Here is a 2,703-nt window from a genome sequence, read left to right as displayed (position 1 = left end):
GGTAAATTACTGTTGTAATAAAAAATAAGATATTGGAGAAGAAAGGAAGGAAATAAAAGATGTTTATTCATAAAAAAGAATTACAATATCATGCAAAACCTGACAAGTCTGATCCACTTATGGCTCGAAAATTGCAAGAAATCCTAGGAGGACAGTATGGTGAAATGACAGTAGCTACGCAATACTTGTTCCAAGGATGGAATACACGTGGAAACGGCAAATACAAAGACCTTATTTTGGATACCGGAGCGGAAGAAATCGGGCATGTTGAAATGATCGCTACGATGATTGCTCACTTACTTGAAGACGCTCCAGTAGATGCACAAGAAAATGCATTTGAAAGCGATCCAGCTATTGCAGCTGTTATGGGCGGTATGGATCTGCAACATGCTATTGTAACTGGTATTGGGCCATCTGCAAAAGATTCTAATGGGGTTCCTTGGAGTGGTTCTTATATTACTTCAAGTGGAAATTTACTAGCTGATATGCGTTCTAATATAAATGCAGAATCACAAGGACGTCTTCAAGTAGCAAGACTATACCATATGACAAATGATGCTGGTGTAAGAGATATGCTAGGATTTTTATTAGCACGTGATACAATGCATCAAAACCAATGGATCAAAGCTGCTAGAGAACTTGAGGCAGCTGAAGGAATTATTGTACCTTCAGGCGTTTCAGAATGGGAAATCCAAGATGTGAACCATATCTTATACAACTTTTCTGAAGGTGAAGACAGCAAACCATTCGCAACAGGAGAAGCTCCAGATGGCGGGAAATTTATTTATAAAGATATGCCAGAGGTGATGGGCGAAAAACCTGTTTTAAAACCAGCTCCACCTAGCTTATACAATACAATTGATATGGACGCTAAAAAATAATTGATTACAAATAAACAGCTTCTTTTAACAGGGTCTTACTAAGGCCTTTGTTAAAAGAAGCTGTTTTTATAACTAAAAGGCAAAGAACCCGTTACATTAACGGTTGACCATCAGACATTAATGTAACGGGTTCTATTATTATGTGATTAAAATACTAGTTTACAAGAAGAAAGATTGGTCATTTTCCTGCTAAGTACAATGGCGTTCTAAGAAATATGAGAAAGTTGTTTTTGCATTTCTAACAAATCAATGCGACGAACTTCTCTTGGTAAGAAACGACGGATATCATCGTCATTGAACCCAATTTGCAATCTTTTTTCATCAATTAGAATAGGGCGGCGAATCAAACTTGGTTCTTCTTGGATCAATTCTAATACTTCAGACAAAGAAAGTTCATCTAATGGTACGTTTAAATTTTGAAAGGCTTGTGAACGGTATGAGATAATATCTTCTGTTCCATTTTCTGTCAAACGTAAAATTGCTTTCAGTTCTGAAATAGTTAAGCTTTCGTTGAAAATATTTTTTTCAATAAAAGGTAGGTTATTTTCCTCTAACCATGATTTTGCTTTACGACATGAAGCTGAGCTAGGTGTTGTATACAATGTAATCATTTTTTTCACTCTCCTATTTATAATTAAACTAATTAATAATTGATCGATTTGATTGGAAATCGTCTACAAGGAATATATTACTATGAATGTGACAATAATGCAACACTTTTTGTCACAAATCGTTCACAACTTTGTGACAATTAGACAAATTTAGTGTAAAGATATGTAAATAAAGCATAATAGAGTAAGAAATTTTGAATGAATGGAGCCATATGTTAATCTATTAGAAAGAGAAGTAACTAAACTAAAGGGGGATAAGACAGTGAAAGTTGCCGTTATTGCAGCAAGTGGAAGAGCAGGAAGTTTAATTGCAAAAGAAGCAAAAGATAGAGGGCACCAAGTTACGGCAATCGTAAGAAATGCGGAAAAAGTAAAAGATAAAGATTTAAGAGTAGTCGAAAAAGATTTGTTTACATTAACTGCAAAGGATATAAAGAATTATGACGTAGTAATTAATGCATTTGGTACGGGTATGGAACAAGAACAAGCGGTTAAGCATGTTCAATTTGGTAAAATTTTAATTGAAGCACTAAAAGAAGCCTCTGATACAAGATTGATCGTTGTAGGTGGAGCAGGCAGCTTGTTTGTAAATGAAGATCGAACTATTCGAGTAATGGATACACCAGATCTGCCCACTTTTTTTCAACCGACAGCTATTAATCAAGCTAAAAACTTAGAAGATTTAGAAGAAACTGATGAGATAACATGGACATTTGTCAGTCCCGCTTTAGACTTTGACGCAACAGGAAAACGTACGGGTTCCTATCAAATTGGAACCGATCAAGTTATAGTAAATTCAAAAAATCAAAGTTACATCAGTTATGCAGACTTTGCGATTGCTATTGTAGATGAAATTGAACAAGCAGCACATAAAAATGAACGTTTTACCGTTATTTCCGAGTCTGAATAATAATGAATATAAATAAGGGCTTTACTGGAGAATACAAAATTCAGTAAAGTCCTTTTTGGAGTATTGCTTTTTTTTACAAAATAGCAAAGCGTTACTTTAAGTAAAATCTGCTTGTACTAATTTTAAAAAACAATTTTAACCAAGTAGTTTATTCGATACTGGCTTTTTCTGCATCGATGATCATCACTTCAGGTTTGTTGTGTCATTCTAAAAATTTCATTCGGTGACCGAAAAAGTCATCTGTCATTCTCCTTTGTTTCTCAATTCTAATTTTAAGTTTTACTGAGCCACATTTTTTTTG

Annotated in this window: 3 protein-coding genes; 2 read left to right on the top strand and 1 reads right to left on the bottom strand. The window is 34.4% G+C overall.

Going from position 1 to position 2,703, the window contains the following annotated elements:
- Positions 1 to 59: 59 nt before the first annotated feature.
- Complete coding sequence (locus ABS911_RS14875) at positions 60 to 881, top strand: manganese catalase (RefSeq protein WP_350468199.1); 822 nt, start codon at positions 60 to 62, stop codon at positions 879 to 881.
- Between the two features lie 206 nt (positions 882 to 1,087).
- Here ABS911_RS14875 and spxA read toward each other — a convergent pair whose 3' ends face one another.
- Positions 1,088 to 1,492 carry a transcriptional regulator SpxA gene (gene spxA, locus ABS911_RS14870; RefSeq protein ID WP_023179095.1) on the bottom strand — a complete coding sequence of 135 codons (405 nt, stop codon included), beginning with the start codon at positions 1,490 to 1,492 and terminating at the stop codon, positions 1,088 to 1,090.
- A gap of 262 nt (positions 1,493 to 1,754) precedes the next feature.
- Here spxA and ABS911_RS14865 point away from each other — a divergent pair, with 262 nt between their 5' ends.
- Positions 1,755 to 2,402 (top strand): NAD(P)-dependent oxidoreductase, encoded by a 648-nt coding sequence (locus ABS911_RS14865; RefSeq protein ID WP_023179093.1) that lies wholly within the window; start codon positions 1,755 to 1,757, stop codon positions 2,400 to 2,402.
- The last annotated feature ends 301 nt before the right edge of the window (positions 2,403 to 2,703 follow it).

Source organism: Carnobacterium sp. (assembly GCF_040274425.1).
This window is presented reverse-complemented; position numbering and strand designations above follow the sequence as displayed.

Bases quoted from the DNA above. Each gene is read 5' to 3' on its own strand.
- ABS911_RS14875 (WP_350468199.1), top strand. From the start codon at position 60: ATGTTTATTCATAAAAAAGAATTACAATATCATGCAAAACCTGACAAG.
- spxA (WP_023179095.1), bottom strand. From the start codon at position 1,492: ATGATTACATTGTATACAACACCTAGCTCAGCTTCATGTCGTAAAGCA.